The organism is Acidovorax sp. 106 (genome assembly GCF_003663825.1).
Taxonomy (GTDB): domain Bacteria; phylum Pseudomonadota; class Gammaproteobacteria; order Burkholderiales; family Burkholderiaceae_C; genus Acidovorax.
Genome location: NZ_RCCC01000001.1, coordinates 1,665,548 through 1,683,488, shown reverse-complemented (window position 1 = coordinate 1,683,488; position 17,941 = coordinate 1,665,548). Strand labels below are relative to the sequence as shown.

Genomic DNA, 17,941 nt, shown 5'->3' with positions numbered 1-17,941 from the left:
TTTGTAAAATCCGATTATCCATGAGCCACCCCTCTTCCCCCTCATCCCCTGTTTCTTCCACCCACACCACGGGCGCTGCGGCGCCTGGCGCGGTGGTTTGGCCCGATGCGGCCCGCCAAAAAGCCTTTGAGGCCTGGCTCGCCCCCCTGGTGGCCAGCCACCAGCTGGTGGCTGCCAGCCTGCGCCCGGCCTCGGCCGACGCGAGCTTTCGCCGCTACCTGCGCATCGACACCGCTCAAGGCGCCAGCTGCATCGTCATGGACGCCCCGCCCGACAAGGAAAACTGCCGCCCCTTCGTGCAGGTGCAGGCCCTGATGGCGGGCGCGGGCCTGAACGTGCCGCAAATTCTGGCGTGGGACGAGGTGGGCGGCTTCATGCTGCTGACCGACCTGGGCAAGCAGACCCTGATTGAGCTGCTGAAGCCCGAAAACCCCCAAGCGGCACTGCCTTGGTACCAGCAGGCCGCCGACGTGCTGTTGGACTGGCAAAAAGCCTCGCGCCCCGGCGTGCTGCCCGTGTACGACGAACCCCTGCTGCGCCGCGAGCTGTCGCTGTTTCCTGACTGGTACCTGGCCCGCCACCGGGGCGTGACGCTCAATGACAAGCAGCAGGCCACGCTGGACAACGCCTTCAACCTCATCGTGGCGCACAACCTGGCCGTGCCCAGCGTGTTTGTGCACCGCGACTTCATGACCAGAAACTTGATGGTGCCGCTGCAAGAGGGCGGCCCGCTGGCGGTGCTGGATTTCCAGGACGCTGTCTACGGCCCCATCACCTATGACATCGCCAGCCTGCTGCGCGACGCGTTCATCAGCTGGGAAGAGGAATTCGTCATCGACGTGACCGTGCGTTACTGGGAGAAGGCCCGCAAGGCCGGGCTGCTGGGGGCTAACAGCGCCAGCGGCTGGGGCGCGGACTTTGGCGAGTTCTACCGCGCGGTGGAATGGATGGGCCTGCAGCGCCACCTCAAGGTGGCTGGCATCTTTGCCCGCCTCACCTTGCGCGACGACAAGCCCAAGTACCTGGCCGACGCCCCTCGCTTTTTGCACTACATCCGCTCCACCGCCAACCGCTACCGGCAGCTCGGCCCGCTGCTGCAGTTGGTGGATGAGATCGAGGGCACGACACCCGTCACCGGCTTCGCTTACGGGCGCATGTAAAGAAGTACACCCCCCCTGAGTCGCTGCGCGCCTTCCCCCTCTCTCGCTGCGCGGGAGGGGGACAACGCCAGCACGGCCCCGGTTTTGAATCAAATTGGCCTCCAGCGCTTATTAATCAAGCGGTGGCAGCTATGAAAGTAATAGTAGATGCCCCGCTTCCACTGCCCCGCTGACCTGGCCCCTGGTGCCGAACTCGACTTGCCCCCGGGCGCTGCGCGCCATGTGCAGGTGCTGCGCCTGCAGCCAGGCGATGGCATCACCCTGTTCCACGGCGGCGCAGATGGCCCAGGCGGCGAATTTGAGGCCACTGTGCTGCGCATGGGCCGCAGCGACGTGCGCGTGCAGGTGGGCACCCACCATGCGGTGGAGCGCGAGGCGCCCCGCGCCATCCACCTGCTCGCGGGCATCACGGCTAACGAGCGCATGGACTGGCTGGTCGAAAAAGCCACCGAGTTGGGCGTGGCCAGCATCACCCCGCTGGTGGCAGAGCGCAGCGTGCTCAAGCTCAAGGGCGAGCGCGCTGACAAAAAACTCGCCCACTGGCAGGCCGTGGCCGTGGCCGCGTGCGAGCAATGCGGCCGCAACCGCGTGCCCGTGGTGCACGACGCGCTGGACCTGGCCGCCTGGGTGCGTGCCCATGCTGAGCCCGCTGCCGCAGAGCCCGCCAGTGGCACACCCACTGGCCTGCGCCTGTTGCTGTCGCTGCGCGAAGGCACACGCCCCCTGCTGCAGGCTGCGGCAGGGGCGGGGCCGGTGTGGTTCCTCTCGGGCCCCGAAGGTGGCCTGAGCGCGGCCGAAGAAGCCCTGGCCGTGCAACACGGCTTTGCCCCCACCACCCTGGGCCCGCGCGTGTTGCGGGCCGAAACTGCCCCCCTGGCGGCCCTGGCCGCGCTCACACTGGTCTGAACGCAGGGAACAGGCTGGTGTTCCCCTGCCCGCGGGTGCGCAGGTATCGAGGTTGCCTGGATGAACTCGCCTAGCCCGACAGCGCATTCAGTGCTTGCTGTTATGCCTGTGCGCCGTAGAATTTGTTCGGAACAGCGATAGCGAGCGCATCCTCACATGATCGGGCCCCTGTGCCACTGTGTGCGGCCGTGCACCACCACAGCGGGGGGGACCACTTGCATCTGAGCACGTACTGCCGGCGTTGGACCGACTGGGTGCTGACCACCGACAAGCGCCAGCGCATTCGCCTGGCCATGGCGGGGCTGGCGGCGCTGCTCATGGTGTGTTGCCTGTTGGTGATGAACGCCGTGGCCGCAGCGGGCCTGGCCAACGCCGCGCATGTGCGGGTGTGGACGGTGTGCTCGGTGATCGGCCTCATCGTGGTGTATGCGGCCATCCGCAGCGGCTGGTCGCGCCGCTTCAAAGACCCCTCCCTCACGCTGGCACAAATCCTCTACTCCATCGCCTGTTGCGCCGTGGCTTTTGTCATCGCGGGGCCTGCACGGGGCGTCACCCTGCCAATCCTGGCCATCATCCTCATGTTCGGCATCTTCGGGCTCACCACGCGGCAGATGCTGGGCATTTTGCTGTACGGCCTGGTGGTGTTTGGCGTGGCCTCGGGCGCGGTCGCCCTGCGCGACGAGCCCGGTTACCCCCCCGTGGTTGCAGCCGCCTACGTGGGCATGGTGGTGGTGGTGTTGCTCAGCAGCACCTTTCTCACCACCCGCGTGCAAAGCACCCGCGAGCACCTGCGCCGCCAAAAGTCCGAACTCGCCCGTGCGCTGGAGCAAATCCGCGAGCTGGCCACCCACGATGACCTGACGGGCCTGCTCAACCGCCGCGCCATGTTCGAGCGCATGCAGCTCGAGCAGCGGCGCAGCCTGCGCACCGGCCACCCCCTGCTGGTGGCGCAGCTGGACATCGACCACTTCAAGGTGGTCAACGACACCCACGGCCACGCCAACGGCGACCTGGTGCTGCGGGCCTTTGCCGACATGGTGCGCCACAGCGTGCGCGACACCGACCTGCTGGCCCGCTGGGGCGGCGAAGAATTTGTGCTGATGCTGTGCGACACCCCGACCGAGGAGGCGCATGCCCTGCTAGAGCGCGTGCGCCTGGCCGTGCAGGCCATGCGGGTGCCACTGCCCCAGGGGGGCAAGCCCATCGCCATCACCGTCTCCATTGGGCTGGCCCGCCACACCTCGGCCGATACCCTGGCGCGCACGCTGGAGCGGGCCGACCAGGCCCTGTACGCCGCCAAAGCCCAGGGCCGCAACCGGGTGGTGCTGGAGCCCGGATTGGCGTGATGCGGCCTGCCGCCGCAGGTGCCGCCGCCGCGCAGGGCATGGTCCACGCCGCCGGGTCCGGCGTTGGTGCAGGTGCTGGTGCTGGTGCGATCCTCTCCGTCTTCTTCGCATTCCCTTGAGCCGATCTCCATGCCTTCTTTCTCCCGCTCTCTCGTTGTAGCCCTGGGTTTGGGGGCGCTGGTGTACGCAGCCTTGTGCGCGGCCCTGTGGGGCTTTCAGCGATCGCTCATCTACTTTCCCCAGCCGCGCAGTGCAGGCCCACAGGTGCCCAGCTTTGGCCTGGCCGTGCCGGGGGCTCAACTGGTGGTAACCCACCGTCCACGCCCTGGCGCGCCCGCGCTGGTGTACTTTGGCGGCAATGCCGAAGACGTGTCCGCCAGCCTGCCAGCGCTGGAAGCCGCCTTTGCCGGGCATGCGCTGTACCTGCTGCACTACCGGGGCTATGGCGGCAGCACGGGCCAGCCCACCCAAGAAGCGTTGTTCGCCGATGCGGCTGCGCTGTTCGACCACGTACACGCCCAGCATCCCAATATCACCGTGGTGGGCCGCAGCTTGGGCACGGGCGTGGCCGTGCACCTGGCCAGCCAGCGCCCGGTGCAGCGCCTGGTGCTGGTCACCCCTTACGACAGCATTCGCGGCATTGCCAGCGCGCAGTTCCCCTTCTTCCCGGTGCGCTGGCTGCTGCGCGACCCGTTTGATTCTGGCCGTTACGCCCCTGCCGTGACTGCACCCACCCTGGTGCTGATGGCGCAGCACGACGAAGTCATCCCTGAGGCCAGCACCCGGCTGCTGCACACGCGCTTTGCGCCCGGCGTGGCCACGCTGCAGGTGGCCGATGGTGTGGGCCACAATTCCATATCGCAGCACCCTGCCTACGCACAGTGGCTGGCAGGCCTGCGTTGATCGCCTTGAAAACCCGTTCCGATGACCGAATCCACCTCCACTCCGACCCCTATCGTTGCTACCACCGAACTCCATTGCGACACCCACGGCCCGTCGGTCAGTGCCTACCTGTGCGCCCACCTGCAGCAGCAACCCGTGCAGGCTTGGCACTGCAACCCGCCCACGGCCGACGAGCCCTGCCCCGATGCCTGGTGCGACGCCTGCGAGCGTCTGTTTCAGCAAGAGGGCGAATGGAATGAGAAGAACGAGGGGCAGGTCGATATCCGCCTGGTGTGCCAGCACTGCTACCAGGATGCCCGCGCCGCCAGCGTGCAGGCCATGGACGACGAGGTCAAAGCCCTGTGGGTGGACACCGTCACCGTGTGCCACCAGGCGCTGGCAACGCGCCAGGGGCGGCTGACCGAGGCGTATGGCCTGTCCACCCACGAACGCTTTGACTACGACCAGGCCAGCGCCACGCTCACCTTCTCTAACGGCGGCGTGCCCGCCGTGGTGGCCGACGTGGAATTCATCGGCTCCATCTCCAACACCAGCGGCACCTGGCGCTGGTCATGGGCCAACTTCAGCCTGCACCCCCAGGTGGTGGGCCGCATCAGCGCCGTGCGCCAGTACGGGCTGGACAACGGCTTTGCCCCGCTGGTGGTGCCGCAGTGGAAGGCCGACGTGGTCGACGCCTGGGAGCTGGCTGGCGTGGCCGCCTACGTGCTTGAAGCCCAGGGCGTGTACCGCGCACCCACCGACAACGGCTACTTGTTCATGGCGCTCATGGGCATTCGCAGGGCAAGCGTTATCCATCCTGGTGATGTCACCGCATGACGCCCAAAGCCATGGGCTATTTGCGGCTGGTATAAACCTTGTCAACCAAGGAGTACCCCATGAAGACCCCTTCTCAGATGAGCGAAGAATCCATGCAACGCATGGAAGCCCGCATCCCAGAGTTGGCGGGCAGTGCCGTCAAGCTGGCCTATTTGCAGGCGTTGACCACCAGTGGGAGAGTGATCGAGGCCCGTGATGGGCAGTTAATTGAAACCACTGCAGAAGGCAAGGTGCGTGTGATTCGCTCCATTGCCAAGCCTATAGCGGTGACGGTGGGGGCCAAACGGGTGCGGGCGCGCCGGGCATGACAGCACCCGTTCCACGTCTGCGCATGTTTGCGGGACCCAATGGCTCGGGCAAAAGCACCATCAAAGACATGCTCCCGCCGCAGTGGCTGGGTGTGTATGTCAACGCGGACGAGATGGAAAAAGCCATCCGCTCTGATGGCTACTTGGACCTGTCCAGCTTTGAGGTCATGGCCGATGCGGCTGAGCTCCAAACGTTCTTCCAAGCGTCTACCTTGTTGGCAAAGGCGGGGCTTTTGCCACAAGCGCAGCAGTTGACGGTGGTGGATGGCAAGGTGGGTTTTGGCGCAGTTGCCGTCAATTCGTACTGGGCCTCGGTTCTGGCTGACTTCATCCGCCACAAGCTGCTGGTGGCCCAAGTCTCATTTACTTTTGAAACCGTCATGTCGTCGCCCGACAAGGTTGAATTTTTGCGAAAAGCCCAGCAGGCGGGCTATCGGACCTACCTGTACTTTGTGGCCACGGAAGATGCTGAGATCAATGTGGCCCGCGTGCAATACCGGGTAGAGACGGGCGGGCACCCGGTAGCGGAAGACAAAATTCGCAGCCGCTACGTGCGTTCGCTTGAGTTGTTGGCGCAGGCCGTGGCTTATGCCGACCGGGCCTACATCTTCGACAACTCGGGATCAGAGCGCGTGTGGATCGCAGAGGTGACGGACGGCGTTGAAATCGAAATGAAAACAGACGAGATGCCTGCATGGTTCAAGACTGCGCTGTGGGACAAATTTGAACCGGAAGAATCGGCGCCATAACCCACTGCCGTGAGCGGTGTGGCTGCGTTGCCAAGGCTTTGCCTGCACATGGGTTGCTGCAGCGACATGCGAAGCGCTCGCGTGCCACGGCTTGCTTCACGGCTGGACTGGTGGCCCGAGCCCAAGGTTTTTCAGCCCACGTCTTCCGCACGCGCCGGAAACCGCACACTGAACCGCGCCCCCGGCGGTTGCTGGCCGGGGTGGGCATCTTCCAGCAGCACCTCAGCGCCGTGCTTGGCCGCAATCTCCATCACGATGGGCAGGCCCAGGCCCGAGCCGTCCGCTTCGCTGCCCAGCGCCCGGTAAAAGGGCTGGAAGACCAGCTCGCGCTCGGCCTCGGGCACGCCGGGGCCCGAGTCTTCCACCTGCAGCATCAGCACATGGCCAAAGGTGTCGGCCAGCACGCGGGCGGTGACCACGCCGGGCTTGTCGGGTGTTGACGGGGTGTAGTTGATCGCGTTGTCCACCAGGTTGCGCACCAGCTCTTTGAGCAGCGTAGGGTTGCCGTCCAGCCACACGCCGGGCGATTCGGGGAGCGCCCCGTCGTAGCCCAGGTCAATGTGCTTTTCCAGCGCGCGGGGCACCGAGTCGCGCACCACCTCAATGGCCAGTTCGGCCAAGTCACACGGCTGGCGGGCGATGCCCACGCCACTGCCCTCGGCCCGCGCCAGCGCCAGCAGTTGGTTGACGGTGTGCGTGGCGCGGATGCTGGAGCGGCCAATTTGCTGCAGCGAGCGTTTGAGTTCCTCGGTGCTCGTGCCCTCGCGCTGCGCCAGATCGGCCTGCATGCGCAGGCCCGCCAGCGGCGTTTTGAGCTGGTGGGCCGCGTCGGCCAAAAACCGCTTTTGCGTGGCCAGCGACTCGTTCAGCCGCGTGAGGAGGTCGTTGACGGACGACACCAGCGGGGCCACCTCCAGCGGCACGGCGTGGTCGTCCAGTGGCGAGAGGTCGTCCGGGCTGCGCGCGCGGATGCGCTGCTCCAGCTGGTTCAGCGGCTGAATGCCCCGCGCCAGCGCCAGCCACACCAGCAGCACCGCCAGCGGCAAGATGACGAACTGCGGCAGCATCACGCCCTTGATGATTTCGGTGGCCAGCACGCTGCGCTTCTCGCGCGTCTCGGCCACCTGCACCAGCGCCAGCGGGCCGCCCTGCAGCGGCAGCCGTACCCAGATGTAGGCCACCCGAATCTCCACCCCGCGCAGCTCGGCATCGCGCAGGCGCACCTCGCCAGACATAGGGGTTTCATCGGCGGGGGGCTCAGGCAACTCGCGCTCGCCCGAGAGGAATTCGCCCCCCGGCCCCATCACCTGGTAGTAGACGATGTCCGAATCATCGGCCCGCAAGATCTCGCTGGCGGGCTGCGGCAGGTTGAACTGCACCTCGCCGCCCTTCCCTCCCTTTTCGCCGTCTTTTTGCACCCCCACCAATTGCGCCAGGGCGTGGGCGTTGTACTCCAACGCGCGGTCAAACGGCTTGTTGGCCAGGCCCTGCGCCACCAGCCAGGTCAGCGCCAGACTCACCGGCCACAGCAGCAGCAGCGGCGTCAGCATCCAATCCAGAATCTCGCCAAACAGCGAGCGCTGCTCGCGCTGGAAAATTTTCACTGCGCCCCCGGCGTGGTGCGAAATTTTGAGTAAAAAATGGCTCTAGCGCTCAATGGATAAGCGCTAGCAGCTATTGATTTCATAGTGAATGCGCCCTGGCTGGAAGCGGCTAGCCCGGGATTTTTTCCAGGCAATAGCCCAGACCACGCACCGTGGCAATGCGGATCGGGCCCTTTTCAATCTTCTTGCGCAGGCGGTGGATGTACACCTCGATGGCGTTGTTGCTCACCTCTTCGCCCCACTCGCACAGGCGTTCCACCAGTTGCTCCTTGCTCACCAGGCGGCCCGCGCGCTGCAACAGCACCTCCAGCAGGCCCAGCTCGCGGGCCGACAGCTCCACCATCTTGCCGTCAATCGTTGCCACCCGCCCGGCCTGGTCGTACACCAGCGGCCCGTGCTTGATGGCACTGCTGGCCCCGCCCATGCCCCGGCGCGTGAGGGCACGCACGCGGGCTTCAAGCTCTTGCAGGCTGAACGGCTTGGCCATGTAGTCGTCTGCGCCGTAGTCCAGCCCCTTCACCCGCTCTTCCACGCTGTCGGCCGCCGTGAGGATCAGCACCGGCAGCGCCGAGCCCCGGCTGCGCAGCTTCTTGAGCACTTCCAGCCCATGCAACTTGGGCAGGCCCAGGTCCAGGATCAGCAGGTCAAACTCGGTGTTCGTCATCAGCGCCGCGTCCGCCTCGCTGCCACTGGCCACATGGTCCACCACCGCCCCCGAGGCCCGCAGCGTGCGCAGCAGGCCATCGGCCAGCACTTGGTCGTCTTCGGCAATAAGGATGCGCATGGGGTGTCTCCTGGGGCGGCGTGGTTTCTTGCTGATTCTAGGGCGCTGCATGGGGGGGCACGCAGTGGCTGGTCGCCCAGAGGCCCCCACAGCAACACCCGCCTGGTGTCTGCTTGGCTGGCTGGGGTGTCATACCTTTGACGCACTCCCCGCCCAAACTCTCTGGCTTCCTCCATCACCGCGTAGAGACTTGATATGGGCTCCGTACTCCACTCCTTTTGGGGTCGCTTGGCTGCGGCTTCTGCCTTCACCGCCCTGGCGGTCACCTTGGTCGCCTGCGGCGGCAGCGACGATGGCAATCACGCGGGCGAATCCCGCGTCGCCTCGCTCAAATTGATCGGCACAGCCTCCATTCCTACGGGCACGCTGTTTGAGGGGGTGGAGTTTGGTGGTATCTCGGGGCTGGACCAGGCCACGGACGGTAGTTTTTGGGCCATCTCGGACGACCGGGGCGGAGAGCGGGGCACGCCACGCTTTTACAACCTGAGCATTGACTATGCCGGCACCGGCCCTGTCACCGTCAAGATCAACCGCCAGACGTACATGCAGCGCGAGGATGGCTCTTCTTTCCCCGCCGCTGCGCGCACGGTGGACCCAGAGGCGATTCGCCTCGCACCCAATGGCAACCTGTACTGGTCGTCTGAGGGCAACTGGGGCTCGACGGCTGCCACTTTGTTCCAGCCTTTTGTGCGAGAGATGACCACGGCGGGCAAGTTCGTGCGCGAGTTCAAGACACCGGCGATCTACAACTACGTGGACAACACCACTACGGGCGGGCGCAGCAACAAGCTGTTTGAAGCGTTGACCGTGGCGCCCGATGGCACGGTGTTCGTGGCCAATGAGGACGCGCTGATTCAGGACGGCCCCATCACCACCCTGCAGGCGGGCAGCGTGGTGCGCGTGACGGCACTTGACCCGGCCACGGGATCAGCCAAGGCGCAGTATGCGTACCAGTTGCCGAAGATTCCGGTGGATGCTCCGGCGGGTGCTCCTTTCGGCCCGGACAATGGCCTTTCTGACATCCTCGCCATTGGCAACAAGAAGTTCATCGCGGTGGAGCGTGCCTTTGCCTCAGGTATTGGCAACACCATCCGTCTGGTGCTGACGGAGATCACCGATGGCACGACCAACGTGACCAGCATGGCGAGCCTCACCGGTGCAGCAACTTACACGCCCATGAGCCGGAAGCTGCTGCTGGAGATGCCCATCAACTACCAGGGTGTGAAGCTCGACAACATTGAGGCCATCACCTGGGGGAAAACCTTGCCGAACGGGCACCGGACCATCGTGCTGGCGGCAGACAACAACTTCACGGTCACTACTCAGGCGAATCAGTTCATCGTCTTCGAGGTCATTCCGGATTGAGTCGCTTCGCAGGCATTTTTAGGTTACCCCCGCGGATCCGTCCCCAGCAACTTCTCCGTCAACGCCTTCAAATCCCCCTGCAACCGCGCCATCCCTTCAGGGTTCTCCGCCAGCGTGCTCTCGTCCATGTAGAGCTTGCGGTTGATTTCGAGCTGGATGCTGTGGCGGTGCTGGGCTGGGGCGCTGTAGCGGCGCACCAGTTCCACGCCTTTGTAGGGGTGGTTGTATTCCACGCTGTAGCCACAGCCGCGCAGGTGCTCGCACACCAGGACCGACAGGGCGGGGCGGGCGGTGGTGCCGTCGCGGTCGCCCACCACAAAGTCGGCGTGCACCAGGCCCGGAAAGTCGGTGGCGTGGCTGGCCGATATGGCGGGCATGGAGTGGCAGTTGATGTGGATGCTGTAGCCGTGGCGGGCGTGGGCGGCGTCAATGGCCTGGGCCACGGCGGCGTGGTAGGGGCGCCAGCAGTGGTCGATGCGGGCGCGCACCTCTTCCACGGTGAGCAGGCGGTTGTAGATGGCCTCGCCTTCGTCGGTGAACTTCCAGATCAGGCCCTTGCCCAGGCGCACTTTGTTCAGCACGGTGGGGTCGGTGGCGACGGGGTCGGGCCAGGGGGCGTCGAGCAGTGCCGTGTCCAGCTCCAGCGTGTCGCGGTTGGCATCGAGGTAGATGCGGGGGAAGTGGGCTTCGATCCAGGCCACGCCGAGGGCGGGGGCGAAGGCGTAGATTTTTTCAACGTGCGTGTCTTCGGCGCGGCGCAGTGTGGGCAGGCTGCAGGCGGAGCGGAAGTCTGCGGGGTAGTGGGTGCCGCTGTGGGGCGAGTCAAACACCAGGGCGCTGGTGCCGGGCACGGTGGTGACCATGGCGGGCGTGGCCGCTGGCGATGGGGTGGCGGGCGCGCTGGCGGCGCCGGGCTGGGTGGTGTGGGGTTGTGGGGTCAAAGCTGCATGCATAGGCAAGGCATCTGTTGATGGGGGTGGCTGGCCTGGCCACCCGGACCGGCATCCGGGGGCGCGCAGGGCTCCCTCAGTATGGCGGCTTGGGCCGGTGGAGCGGTGTATTCACCCCGGCAGGGGCAGGGCCGCTGCGCGCCGCACGGGTGCGCATTCAAGGCGAAAACAGGCTCCAGGGCAAGTATATCAAGCGCAAGTAGCTATGAAAAATATAGCAATTGGCGGGCGCTGGTGTGCCAACGCCGGGGTACTCAGTCCCCGCGCACCTCGGCCACCAGGTCGGCGAGGGCTTGCACATCGGTCACCACCAGGGCGTGCAGCCCGTCCTTGCGCAGCAGACCGCGTTTGGTCAGGGCGCTGATCTCGCGGGTGACTTGCTCGCGGTTGGTGCTGATTTTGCTGGCCAGCACGGCGTGGGCAGGGGCGGGGTCGATGCGGGCGGCGTTGTCGCTGGGCACCCCGCCCGCATGGGCTAAGCGCAGCAGCTCGGCGTGCAGGCGGGTTTGCACGCCCAGGGTGCTCAGGTCGATGACGCGCTCGGTCAGGCGCCGCACCAGGGTCGTGAGGTTCCTCATCATGCGCAGGGCGACGATGGGCTCGCGCTCCAGCATCGCAATGAAGGCGGGGGCCGACAGGCTGGCCAGCACCGAGGCCTCCAGCGCCACCACGTCGGCCGAGCGGGGTTGCCCGTCAATCGCCGACAGGTCGCCAAAGTGCTCGCCCGCCTCGCAGTCCCGAAACGTGACCTCGCGCCCGCTGGCCGCATAGGTGGTGATGCGCACGCGCCCCGCGCACAAAAAGTACACCTCGCCACCCGGCGATGCGCGGGTGAACAGGGGCGTGCGCGCCTCCACCGTGCGCCAGTCGCACTCGGCGGCAATGCGGTCCAGGCAGGCTTCGCCCAGGCCTTCAAACAGGGCGATGCGGCGCAGGGCCAGGGTGGAGCGGGGGGATTGCGGTGCGTTCATGGAACGTTCATGGAACCAAAGGGTGGGCGCAGTCCCCAAGGCTGGCGCCGCAGAGGTGTGCTAAGTGGGCGGATTATGCTCACAAGCTTCAGAATTCAGTGCTGTACTGGGCTTCTGTGGTGGGCTTCGTTGCGGGTGGGGCGCGTTGTCGGTGATACCGCCTGTGGGGCCTTTCTTTGTGAGGGGGCTCGCCCTCGCATTGCATTTTTGTGTCCTGTGTTTTGACCTTTTCCATCCCCTCCCTTTCATGTCCCTTGCCCTGATCCGCTCGCGCCTGCCTTCCCTCCGCCAGGTGCGCTGGGGCAGTGGCCTGGTGCTGTGGGGCTACGTGGCCCTGCACCTGGGCAACCACGCCACGGGGCTGGTGTCGCTGCAGGTGGCCGATGCGCTGCTGGAGGTGATCAGCAGCGGGTGGCATTCGGTGCCGGGCACGGTGCTGCTGTATGGCGCGCTGCTCACGCATCTGGCGCTGGCAGGCGTGGCCCTGTGGCAGCGGCGCAGCCTGCGCATGCCGTGGGTGGAGGGTGTGCGGCTGGCACTGGGCCTGTGCTTGCCGCTGCTGCTGGCGGGGCACTTTGTCGCCACGCGCTGGGCATTTGAATCCATGGGCGCATCGCCCCCCTACGGCCGCATGGTGAACGGCCTGGCCCGACCCGAGAACCTGGTGCTGCAGTCGCTGCTGCTCATCACGGCGTGGTGGCATGGCTGCCTGGGCCTGCACATGGCGATGCGCGGGCGGCCGGTGTGGCGGCGCTGGCAGCCCGCCTTGCTCACAGGGGCCGTGCTGCTGCCGGTGCTGGCGGCGCTGGGCCTGTTGTCGATGGCCCGCGAGATTGCCTGGGAGGTGAGCGCGCTGCCCCCACCGCCCTCGGGCCGCACCGCGCAGGCCGTGGCGGCGTCGGCCTGGCTGGAGGATGCCTTGCGCTGGGGCTGGGTGGCTGCCGTGGGCGCCCTGTTGGCATTGCGCTGGGCATGGCGCACCTTGCGGCGCTGCCGTGGGGGCGGGCCCATCACCCTGCACTACCCCGACCGCGCTGTGCAAGTGCCGCGTGGCTTTACGGTGCTGGAGGCCAGCCGCAGCCACGGCATTGCCCATCTGGCGCTGTGCGGCGGGCGGGCGCGCTGCTCCACCTGCCGCGTGCGGGTGGATGGGCCCAGTGCCCATGTGCCCGAGCCTGGCCGCGACGAGCGCACCACGCTGGCCCGCGTGCAGGCCCCGCCGGGCGTGCGCCTGGCCTGCCAGCTGCGCCCCACCGGCGATGTGCAGGTCACGCCCCTGTTCCAGCCCGGCCAGGCCCCGCTGCCTGGGCGCCTGGGACAAGAGCGGCCGGTGGCCATCTTGTTTGTGGATTTGCGCCGCTGGTCGGGCATGGCCGAGCGGCAGTGGCCGTTTGATCTGGCCTGGATGCTGGACCAGTACTTCGCCCGCGTGGGTGCGGCCGTACAAGACAGCGGTGGCATGGCCAACCAGTTCATTGGCGACAGCGTGATGGCCATCTTTGGGCTGGAGACCGATTTGCCCACCGCCTGCCGCCAGGCCGTGCAGGCTGCTGCGTTGATCGAGCAGCGCATGGACGCCTGGAGCGAGACCTTTCGCACCCAGTTTGGCCAGTCGCTGGACTTTGGCATGGGCCTGCACGCAGGCCGCGTGGCGCTGGGACAGGTGGGCTATGAAGACACCACCACCTTCAGTGCCGTGGGCGAGGTGGTGAACACCGCCAGCCGCTTGCAAGACCATTCCAAAGTGGTGGGCGCGCGGCTGGTGCTGTCGCTGGAGTCGGCCCGCCTGGCCGGCGTGGCCGACGCTCTGGGCATGCCCGAAGAGGTGCAGGTGCGCGGGCGTTCGCAGCCGCTGCAGGTGTTGCATGTGAAGCGGCCGTCGCAGCTGTTGGGGCCGCCTTTGATCGTATGAGCATGGCGGCGCGGCCGTGGTGCGCGGGGGCTTGATGCTCTGGCAACCTCGCAAAACCTGTGCGTTTACGCACATACGCCAACGCACCCAAAACGGAAACTTCTTCCCATGCAGAACGCAATCACGCACTGCAGGAATCACTCCAAAGGAAGAACTGCTATGACCAACGCCAAGACTGCCGCCAAGACCCTGATCGCTATCGCCACTGTGGCTGCCGCCACCTTTGCCGGTGCCGCTTCGGCCGCCACCCCCACACTGCTGACCGAGCAATGGGTGGGCGCCGAGCCCGTCGCCCAAGGCCCCGCACTGAGCCGCGCTGAAGTGCAAGCCGACCTGAACCTGTGGAACCGCGCTGGCCTGGGCCAAGCCAATGCAGGCGACCGCACCCCCGATGCCGATCCCGCCTACGAAGCCCGCCTAGCCGAATACCGCCGCCTGCGCAGCGGCCCCGAGTTTGTGGCCGAAGTGCGCCGCCTGGGTGGCGATGTGAGCCGCATTGCCGGCCAAGCTGCCGCCAACACAGCCCATTGATGTTGAGGCGTTCAGGGGCACGGTAGGCCGCCAGCGCGGTGCTGCTGCGCGCTCCCCTGAAAGCCTTTTCACTGAACCCCAGGCGCGGCTGTCGTTGACAGTGGTGCCTGGGGTTCAGTGTTTTGGCGGACCTGTGTTTATGACCTTGCAGGGCTAGTTGCCGCCGCCTGCGTACGCCTCCAGCCCAATGGCCACCACCGTGGCCACATCGTCGCCCACCTCGGCGCGAAACTCCGCCTCCGCCTGCGTCACCGCATCACGAAACCCCTGCAGCCACGCCAGCCCGGTGGGCGTAAAACACACCTGGCGTGCCCGGGCGTCGTGCGGGTCGTTCTCGCGGGTCACCAATCCCCACGCTTCGCACTGGTCCACCAGTTGCGCCATCGACTGCTTGGTCATGCCTGCACGCTGCGCCAAGTCGGTCAACCGGTCGCCCCCCAGAGCAAGGTGGCGCGTCAGGTGAATATGCGCCGCGCCCACTTGGTCGCGCGCAGCCAGGTTCGACAGGGCCAGAGGCACTTCCACATTGCGGGCCATGAGCTGCAGCACGCGGGCGTCAAAGCGGCGCATGGCGTGGCCTAGCAGCCGGCCCAGGTGGGTCTGGCGCCAGGCATCGTCAGACGGGGCAGGGTGGTGGGGCGTGCTGTTCATGGGGGGCTCCAGTCGTCCCGGGGGGCGTTCAAAACCTGGTGCGCGGCAGCGGTACGTCGCGTCCACACAGCGGTTGGTAGATGGTAAGGCAAACTGACTAAAAAACTGTTTACTTGCCTGTTTTGCACATCTACATTACTGATCAAGCAGCCAGTGCTGTTGTTAAAAACAGTGGTGTCAAGTACTGACCCAGACAGATCACAACGTTTTATTCAGGAGCCCTTCCATGGACGTCAAAGGTACCAACCCCGCCCTTCCCGTGAACGCCGAAAAGGCCAAGGCCCTGGCGGCAGCGCTGGCGCAAATCGAAAAGCAGTTTGGCAAGGGCACGATCATGCGCCTGGGTGAAGGCGAGGCGATTGAGGACATTCAGGTGGTTTCCACCGGCTCGCTGGGCCTGGACATTGCCCTGGGCGTGGGCGGCCTGCCCCGTGGCCGTGTGGTCGAAATCTACGGCCCGGAATCCTCGGGCAAGACCACGCTGACCCTGCAAGTGATTGCCGAGATGCAAAAGCAGGGCGGCACTTGCGCCTTCGTTGACGCTGAACACGCCCTGGATGTGCAGTACGCCCAAAAGCTCGGCGTGCAACTGTCTGACCTGCTGATCAGCCAGCCCGACACCGGTGAGCAGGCTCTGGAAATTGTGGACAGCCTGGTGCGTTCCGGCGCTGTGGACCTGATCGTGGTGGACTCGGTGGCTGCGCTCACGCCCAAGGCTGAAATCGAAGGCGAAATGGGCGACGCGCTGCCCGGCCTGCAGGCCCGCCTGATGAGCCAGGCGCTGCGCAAGCTCACGGCCACGATCAAGAAGACCAACTGCATGGTCATCTTCATCAACCAGATCCGCATGAAGATCGGCGTGATGTTCGGCAGCCCCGAAACCACCACCGGCGGTAACGCGCTGAAGTTCTACGCTTCGGTGCGCCTGGATATCCGCCGCACCGGCACCATCAAGAAGGGCGACGAAGCCATCGGCAACGAGACCAAGGTCAAGGTGGTCAAGAACAAGGTGTCGCCACCCTTCAAGACGGCGGAGTTCGACATCCTGTTCGGTGAAGGCATCAGCCGCGAAGGCGAGATCATCGACATGGGTGTGACGGCCAAGATCGTGGAAAAGAGCGGTGCCTGGTACGCCTACAACGGCGAAAAAATCGGCCAGGGCCGCGACAACGCGCGTGAGTTTTTGCGCGAAAACCCCGACCTGGCCCGCGAGATTGAGAACAAGGTGCGCGAAGGTCTGGGTATTGCGCTGCTGCCCGGCGCGTTGCAGGCTCCTGCGGCCACTGCTGACGAGTGATGTTTCACGCTGGATGTTTCTGGTTTTGAAGAAAAAAGGCTGCTAGCGCTTATAAATCTAGCGCTGGCTGCTATCAAAAAAGAAGCATTTAAACGTCCACATGGGATTCACGACGCTATCGCTCAAAGGCCGCGCGCTGCGGCTGCTCAGCCAGCGCGAGCATTCGCGCTCTGAGCTGCTGCGCAAGCTCAGCCCCCATGTGCAAGAAGGTGAAGATCTGAACGCGGTGCTCGATGACTTGCAGTCCAAAGACTTCATCAACGAGGCGCGGGTGGTGGAGTCGGTGCTGCATCGGCGTGCTGGCCGTCTGGGCGCGGCGCGCATCCGGCAAGAGCTGCAATCCAAAGGACTGGGGGCAGAGGCCGTGCAGGGCGCCGTGGCCCAGTTGCAGGGCAGCGAACTGGAACGCGCCCGCGAGGTGTGGCGCCGCAAGTTTAGCGAGCCCGCAACAGACCCACAAACCCGCGCCAAGCACATGCGCTTTTTGCTGACGCGGGGGTTTTCAGGCGATGTGGTGCGGCGCGCAGTGCAGGGCTCAGTACCGTCAGACGACGAGTGACTTTGCCCTTGGGCGGGCGCGCCTGACCGGTGGGCAGGTTCTTTCCTGCCCGCGCTGGTTTACAGGCCCAGCATCAACTGCATGTTTTGCACCGCAGCGCCGCTGGCGCCCTTGCCCAGGTTGTCCAGGCGCGCAATGACGATGGCTTGGCGGTGTTCCTCGTTGGCAAACACGCGCAGCTCCAGCTTGTTGGTGTCGGCCAGGGTGTCGGCGGCCAGCTTCAAGTCGTCGGTGGGCGGCAGCACGCTGACCCATTGCTCTGGCGTGTTGGTGCGGGCGTAGTGGCTGGCCAGCGCATCGTGCAGATCGCTGGCTTTGGGGGCGCCGGGCAGCAGGTCCAGGTGCAAAGGCAGTTGCACCAGCATGCCCTGGCGGAAGTTGCCCACGGCCGGAATGAACACGGGGCGGCGTGTGAGCCCGGTGTAGCGCAGGATCTCCGGTATGTGCTTGTGCGTGAGGCCCAGCGCGTAGGCCTCGTAGGGTGCTGCCGTGCCTGCTTCGTAGGCCTCGATCATGGTGCGGCCACCGCCCGAGTAACCCGACACTGATGGCAGGCTCAACGCAGCATCTTTGGGGACCAGGCCCGCATCCACCAGCGGGCGCAGCAGCGCAATGGCGCCTGTGGCGTAGCAGCCAGGGTTGGAGACGCGGGTGGCTTGGCGCACGGCCTGGGTTTGCGAGGCGTCCAGCTCCGGAAAGCCATACACCCAGCCCGCAGCCGTGCGGTGGGCGGTGCTGGCGTCAATGATCTTGATTTGGCGGCCACCCGCGGCTTCGATGGCGTCCACCATGGCGGCGGTTTCGCGGGCGGCATCGTCGTGCAGGCACAGCACCACCAAGTCCACGGTCTCGATCAAAGCGCGCTTGGCGCCTGGGTCTTTGCGCAGTTCGGGGGCAATGCTCACCAGCTCGATGTGCGGCATGGCTTGCAGGCGTTCGCGGATCTGCAGGCCTGTGGTGCCAGCTTCGCCATCAATAAAGACTTTGGACATGGAACAGCTCCGGAGAGGGTAGAGGGGCACCTGGAAGGCCTGCGGCGTACGTAAGTTTGCTACAAGGATGGTGCGTTGCAGCATGATACAGTCGCGGGTTGCCATGTCCCAAGCCCGCGGCCAGACAATCTGTTCAT

General features: G+C 65.7%; 18 protein-coding genes. 12 read left to right on the top strand and 6 right to left on the bottom strand.

All coding sequences use genetic code 11. The annotated features are described in order from the left end of the window. Positions 1 to 20 precede the first annotated feature (20 nt). The 7 genes from C8C98_RS07470 to C8C98_RS07440 all read left to right on the top strand — a co-directional run bounded on the left by C8C98_RS07470 (position 21) and on the right by C8C98_RS07440 (position 6,188). Complete coding sequence (locus C8C98_RS07470) at positions 21 to 1,160, top strand: aminoglycoside phosphotransferase family protein (RefSeq protein WP_121453740.1); 1,140 nt, start codon at positions 21 to 23, stop codon at positions 1,158 to 1,160. 147 nt (positions 1,161 to 1,307) lie between these two features. Further along, positions 1,308 to 2,066, top strand: a complete 759-nt coding sequence (locus C8C98_RS07465; protein WP_121453739.1) for a 16S rRNA (uracil(1498)-N(3))-methyltransferase — start codon at positions 1,308 to 1,310, stop codon at positions 2,064 to 2,066. A gap of 215 nt (positions 2,067 to 2,281) precedes the next feature. Beyond that, positions 2,282 to 3,412 carry a GGDEF domain-containing protein gene (locus C8C98_RS07460; protein WP_370450360.1) on the top strand — a complete coding sequence of 377 codons (1,131 nt, stop codon included), beginning with the start codon at positions 2,282 to 2,284 and terminating at the stop codon, positions 3,410 to 3,412. Between the two features lie 129 nt (positions 3,413 to 3,541). Beyond that, a complete protein-coding gene (locus C8C98_RS07455; RefSeq protein ID WP_121453738.1) occupies positions 3,542 to 4,315 on the top strand; it encodes an alpha/beta hydrolase in 774 nt (257 codons plus the stop codon). 21 nt (positions 4,316 to 4,336) lie between these two features. Beyond that, on the top strand, positions 4,337 to 5,131 hold the full coding sequence (locus C8C98_RS07450) for a DUF6882 domain-containing protein (RefSeq protein ID WP_233574482.1): 795 nt from the start codon (positions 4,337 to 4,339) through the stop codon (positions 5,129 to 5,131). A 59-nt stretch (positions 5,132 to 5,190) separates the two neighbouring features. Next, on the top strand, positions 5,191 to 5,439 hold the full coding sequence (locus C8C98_RS07445) for a hypothetical protein (protein WP_121453737.1): 249 nt from the start codon (positions 5,191 to 5,193) through the stop codon (positions 5,437 to 5,439). Next, positions 5,436 to 6,188 carry a zeta toxin family protein gene (locus C8C98_RS07440; RefSeq protein WP_099742509.1) on the top strand — a complete coding sequence of 251 codons (753 nt, stop codon included), beginning with the start codon at positions 5,436 to 5,438 and terminating at the stop codon, positions 6,186 to 6,188. Before C8C98_RS07445 ends, C8C98_RS07440 begins: the two co-directional genes overlap by 4 nt. A gap of 131 nt (positions 6,189 to 6,319) precedes the next feature. On the opposite strand, the gene C8C98_RS07435 is transcribed toward C8C98_RS07440, so the two are convergent. After that, a complete protein-coding gene (locus tag C8C98_RS07435; RefSeq protein ID WP_121453736.1) occupies positions 6,320 to 7,792 on the bottom strand; it encodes a sensor histidine kinase in 1,473 nt (490 codons plus the stop codon). A gap of 109 nt (positions 7,793 to 7,901) precedes the next feature. Next, positions 7,902 to 8,576 carry a response regulator transcription factor gene (locus C8C98_RS07430; protein ID WP_121453735.1) on the bottom strand — a complete coding sequence of 225 codons (675 nt, stop codon included), beginning with the start codon at positions 8,574 to 8,576 and terminating at the stop codon, positions 7,902 to 7,904. A gap of 195 nt (positions 8,577 to 8,771) precedes the next feature. Between C8C98_RS07430 and C8C98_RS07425 the strand changes: the two genes are divergently transcribed. Beyond that, positions 8,772 to 9,941, top strand: coding sequence for an esterase-like activity of phytase family protein (locus C8C98_RS07425; RefSeq protein ID WP_121453734.1), 1,170 nt, complete (start codon positions 8,772 to 8,774; stop codon positions 9,939 to 9,941). Between the two features lie 23 nt (positions 9,942 to 9,964). Here the strand turns inward: C8C98_RS07425 and C8C98_RS07420 are convergent, their stop codons facing one another. After that, the gene (locus C8C98_RS07420) at positions 9,965 to 10,894 is read right to left on the bottom strand and encodes an N-formylglutamate amidohydrolase (RefSeq protein ID WP_121453733.1); all 930 of its coding nucleotides are present in this window, start codon (positions 10,892 to 10,894) and stop codon (positions 9,965 to 9,967) included. 251 nt (positions 10,895 to 11,145) lie between these two features. Next, entirely contained in the window at positions 11,146 to 11,862 is a 717-nt protein-coding gene (locus tag C8C98_RS07415) for a Crp/Fnr family transcriptional regulator (protein WP_121453732.1), read from the bottom strand. A gap of 247 nt (positions 11,863 to 12,109) precedes the next feature. On the opposite strand from C8C98_RS07415, the gene C8C98_RS07410 reads away from it, so the two are divergent. Both C8C98_RS07410 and C8C98_RS07405 read left to right on the top strand, forming a co-directional pair. Continuing rightward, positions 12,110 to 13,774, top strand: a complete 1,665-nt coding sequence (locus C8C98_RS07410; RefSeq protein WP_121453731.1) for an adenylate/guanylate cyclase domain-containing protein — start codon at positions 12,110 to 12,112, stop codon at positions 13,772 to 13,774. Between the two features lie 159 nt (positions 13,775 to 13,933). Further along, positions 13,934 to 14,305, top strand: a complete 372-nt coding sequence (locus C8C98_RS07405; protein WP_121453730.1) for a DUF4148 domain-containing protein — start codon at positions 13,934 to 13,936, stop codon at positions 14,303 to 14,305. A 153-nt stretch (positions 14,306 to 14,458) separates the two neighbouring features. Here the strand turns inward: C8C98_RS07405 and C8C98_RS07400 are convergent, their stop codons facing one another. Further along, on the bottom strand, positions 14,459 to 14,956 hold the full coding sequence (locus tag C8C98_RS07400; RefSeq protein ID WP_121453729.1) for a MarR family winged helix-turn-helix transcriptional regulator: 498 nt from the start codon (positions 14,954 to 14,956) through the stop codon (positions 14,459 to 14,461). 226 nt (positions 14,957 to 15,182) lie between these two features. Between C8C98_RS07400 and recA the strand changes: the two genes are divergently transcribed. Together recA and recX are read left to right on the top strand one after the other, a co-directional pair. Then, positions 15,183 to 16,253, top strand: coding sequence for a recombinase RecA (gene recA, locus C8C98_RS07395; protein WP_099657216.1), 1,071 nt, complete (start codon positions 15,183 to 15,185; stop codon positions 16,251 to 16,253). A gap of 100 nt (positions 16,254 to 16,353) precedes the next feature. Next, a complete protein-coding gene (recX, locus tag C8C98_RS07390) occupies positions 16,354 to 16,812 on the top strand; it encodes a recombination regulator RecX (RefSeq protein ID WP_121453728.1) in 459 nt (152 codons plus the stop codon). 59 nt (positions 16,813 to 16,871) lie between these two features. Here recX and argC read toward each other — a convergent pair whose 3' ends face one another. Next, positions 16,872 to 17,804, bottom strand: a complete 933-nt coding sequence (gene argC, locus C8C98_RS07385; protein WP_121453727.1) for an N-acetyl-gamma-glutamyl-phosphate reductase — start codon at positions 17,802 to 17,804, stop codon at positions 16,872 to 16,874. Between the last annotated feature and the right edge of the window lie 137 nt (positions 17,805 to 17,941).

Excerpts from the sequence above, each read along its gene's own strand:
- C8C98_RS07470 (WP_121453740.1), top strand. The coding sequence starts at position 21 with ATGAGCCACCCCTCTTCCCCCTCATCCCCTGTTTCTTCCACCCACACC.
- C8C98_RS07465 (WP_121453739.1), top strand. The coding sequence starts at position 1,308 with ATGCCCCGCTTCCACTGCCCCGCTGACCTGGCCCCTGGTGCCGAACTC.
- C8C98_RS07455 (WP_121453738.1), top strand. The coding sequence starts at position 3,542 with ATGCCTTCTTTCTCCCGCTCTCTCGTTGTAGCCCTGGGTTTGGGGGCG.
- C8C98_RS07450 (WP_233574482.1), top strand. The coding sequence starts at position 4,337 with ATGACCGAATCCACCTCCACTCCGACCCCTATCGTTGCTACCACCGAA.
- C8C98_RS07445 (WP_121453737.1), top strand. The coding sequence starts at position 5,191 with ATGAAGACCCCTTCTCAGATGAGCGAAGAATCCATGCAACGCATGGAA.
- C8C98_RS07440 (WP_099742509.1), top strand. The coding sequence starts at position 5,436 with ATGACAGCACCCGTTCCACGTCTGCGCATGTTTGCGGGACCCAATGGC.
- C8C98_RS07430 (WP_121453735.1), bottom strand. The coding sequence starts at position 8,576 with ATGCGCATCCTTATTGCCGAAGACGACCAAGTGCTGGCCGATGGCCTG.
- C8C98_RS07425 (WP_121453734.1), top strand. The coding sequence starts at position 8,772 with ATGGGCTCCGTACTCCACTCCTTTTGGGGTCGCTTGGCTGCGGCTTCT.
- C8C98_RS07420 (WP_121453733.1), bottom strand. The coding sequence starts at position 10,894 with ATGCATGCAGCTTTGACCCCACAACCCCACACCACCCAGCCCGGCGCC.
- C8C98_RS07415 (WP_121453732.1), bottom strand. The coding sequence starts at position 11,862 with ATGAACGCACCGCAATCCCCCCGCTCCACCCTGGCCCTGCGCCGCATC.
- C8C98_RS07410 (WP_121453731.1), top strand. The coding sequence starts at position 12,110 with ATGTCCCTTGCCCTGATCCGCTCGCGCCTGCCTTCCCTCCGCCAGGTG.
- C8C98_RS07405 (WP_121453730.1), top strand. The coding sequence starts at position 13,934 with ATGACCAACGCCAAGACTGCCGCCAAGACCCTGATCGCTATCGCCACT.
- C8C98_RS07400 (WP_121453729.1), bottom strand. The coding sequence starts at position 14,956 with ATGAACAGCACGCCCCACCACCCTGCCCCGTCTGACGATGCCTGGCGC.
- recA (WP_099657216.1), top strand. The coding sequence starts at position 15,183 with ATGGACGTCAAAGGTACCAACCCCGCCCTTCCCGTGAACGCCGAAAAG.
- recX (WP_121453728.1), top strand. The coding sequence starts at position 16,354 with ATGGGATTCACGACGCTATCGCTCAAAGGCCGCGCGCTGCGGCTGCTC.
- argC (WP_121453727.1), bottom strand. The coding sequence starts at position 17,804 with ATGTCCAAAGTCTTTATTGATGGCGAAGCTGGCACCACAGGCCTGCAG.